We start from the raw sequence: 2,450 nt of genomic DNA, 5'->3' as shown, positions 1-2,450 counted from the left end.
TTGGATTCGCTTTCGGTCGGCTCGATCATCAGCGTGCCGGCCACCGGGAAGGACATGGTCGGGGCGTGGAAGCCGAAGTCGATCAGGCGCTTGGCCACGTCGTCGACGCTGATGCCGCTGCTGTCTTTGAGCGGACGCAAGTCGAGGATGCACTCGTGCGCCACCAGGCCGTTGCTGCCGGTGTAGAGCACCGGGTAGTGCTCTTCGAGGCGACGGGAGATGTAGTTGGCGTTGAGGATCGCCAGCTGCGAGGCGCGCTTGAGGCCGGCGCCGCCCATCATGCGGATGTACATCCAGGTGATCGGCAGGATGCTCGCGCTGCCGAACGGCGCGGCGCACACCGCGCCTTCTTTGCGCGCCATCTGCGCATGGCCTGGCAGGAACGGCGCCAGGTGCGATTTCACGCCAATCGGGCCGACGCCCGGGCCGCCACCGCCGTGGGGAATGCAGAAGGTCTTGTGCAGGTTCAGGTGCGACACGTCGCCGCCGAACTTGCCCGGGGCGCAGAGGCCGACCATGGCGTTCATGTTGGCGCCGTCGATGTACACCTGGCCGCCGTGGTCATGAATGATGCCGCAGATTTCGCGGATGCCTTCCTCGAACACGCCGTGGGTCGAGGGGTAGGTGATCATCAGCGCGGCGAGGTGTTCGCGGTGCTCGATGGCCTTGGCGCGCAGGTCTTCGATGTCGACGTTGCCACGGGCATCGCAGGCGGTCACGACGACGCGCATGCCGGCCATCTGGGCGGTGGCCGGGTTGGTGCCGTGGGCCGAGGACGGGATCAGGCAGATGTCGCGGCGGTCTTCGCCACGGCTCTGGTGGTAGGCACGAATCGCCAGCAGGCCGGCGTACTCGCCTTGGGAACCGGCGTTCGGCTGCAGGGAGATCGAGTCGTAACCGGTGGCGGCGCAGAGCATCGCTTCCAGTTCGTCGGTCAGCTGCTGATAGCCGGCGCTTTGCTCGGCCGGGGCGAACGGGTGCAGGGCGCCGAACTCGGCCCAGGTCACCGGGATCATCTCGCTGGCGGCGTTGAGTTTCATGGTGCACGAGCCCAGCGGGATCATGGTGCGATCCAGCGCCAGGTCCTTGTCCGCGAGTTTGCGCAGGTAGCGCATCAGCTCGGTTTCCGAGTGATAACGGTTGAACACCGGGTGGCTGAGGATCGGCGACTGACGCACCAGCGCGGCCGGGATGGTCGCTTGGGTCGAAGCGGCGAGGGCGGCGAAGTCCGGCAGGGTTTTGCCATTGGACAGCAAGGCCCACAGGGTTTCCACGTCGGCCTGGGTGCTGGTTTCGTCGAGGGACAGGCCCAGACGCTCGGCGTCGATCACGCGCAGGTTGATCTGTTGGGTGCGCGCCTGGTCGTGCAGCGCGGCGGTGTTCGCGCCGGTCTTGATCGTCAGGGTGTCGAAGAAGTTTTCCTGCTCAACGTTCAGGCCCAAGGCGCTCAAGCCCTTGGCCAGGATCGCGGTCAGCTGATGCACGCGGTTGGCAATCTGCGTCAGGCCTTTCGGGCCGTGGTACACGGCGTACATGCTGGCGATGTTGGCCAGCAGCACCTGCGCGGTGCAGATGTTGGACGTGGCCTTCTCGCGGCGGATGTGTTGCTCGCGGGTCTGCATCGCCAGGCGCAAGGCCGGCTTGCCGAAACGGTCCACCGAGACACCGACCAGACGGCCCGGCATGTCACGCTTGAACGCGTCCTTGGTGGAGAAGTAGGCCGCGTGCGGGCCACCGAAGCCCAGCGGCACGCCGAAGCGTTGGGCGCTGCCGATGGCCACGTCGGCACCGAACTCGCCCGGCGGGGTCAGCAGGGTCAGGGCCAGCAGGTCGGCGGCCACGGCCACCAGGGCGTTGGCGGCGTGGAAACGCTCGGTCAGTGCGCGGTAGTCGAACACGTCACCGTTGCTCGCCGGGTACTGCAGCAGGGCGCCGAAGAACGGGGTCACGTCGCTCAGCTCGTGCTCGTCGCCAACCACCACCTCGATGCCCAACGGTTCGGCACGGGTGCGCAGCACGTCGAGGGTCTGCGGGTGGCAATGCACGGAGGCGAAGAACTGGTGGCTGCCCTTGTTCTTGCTCAGGCGCTTGCAGAAGGTCATGGCTTCGGCGGCGGCCGTGGCTTCGTCGAGCAGCGAGGCGTTGGCGATCGGCAGGCCGGTGAGGTCGCTGATCAGGGTCTGGAAGTTCAGCAGCGCTTCGAGGCGACCCTGGGAAATTTCCGGCTGGTACGGGGTGTAGGCGGTGTACCAGGCCGGGTTTTCCAGCAGGTTGCGCAGGATCGGCGACGGCGTGTGCGTGCCGTAGTAACCCTGGCCGATGTAGGTCTTGAACAGCTGGTTCTTGGCGGCGATGGATTTGATCATCGCCAATGCATCGGCTTCGCTCAGGCCATCTTCCAGGCCCAGCACGCTGGTGCCCTTGATGCTGTCGGGAATCACGCTGGCGCT

1 protein-coding gene is annotated in these 2,450 nt (G+C 66.3%); it reads right to left on the bottom strand.

The window, feature by feature from the left end; all coding sequences use genetic code 11:
* The coding region (gene gcvP / locus F7R06_RS30620) for an aminomethyl-transferring glycine dehydrogenase (protein ID WP_151149730.1) at window positions 1-2,450 on the bottom strand (2,450 nt) is incomplete at both ends.

Origin of the sequence: Pseudomonas moorei (assembly GCF_008801475.1) — a bacterium.
Taxonomy (GTDB): domain Bacteria; phylum Pseudomonadota; class Gammaproteobacteria; order Pseudomonadales; family Pseudomonadaceae; genus Aquipseudomonas; species Aquipseudomonas moorei.
This window is presented reverse-complemented; position numbering and strand designations above follow the sequence as displayed.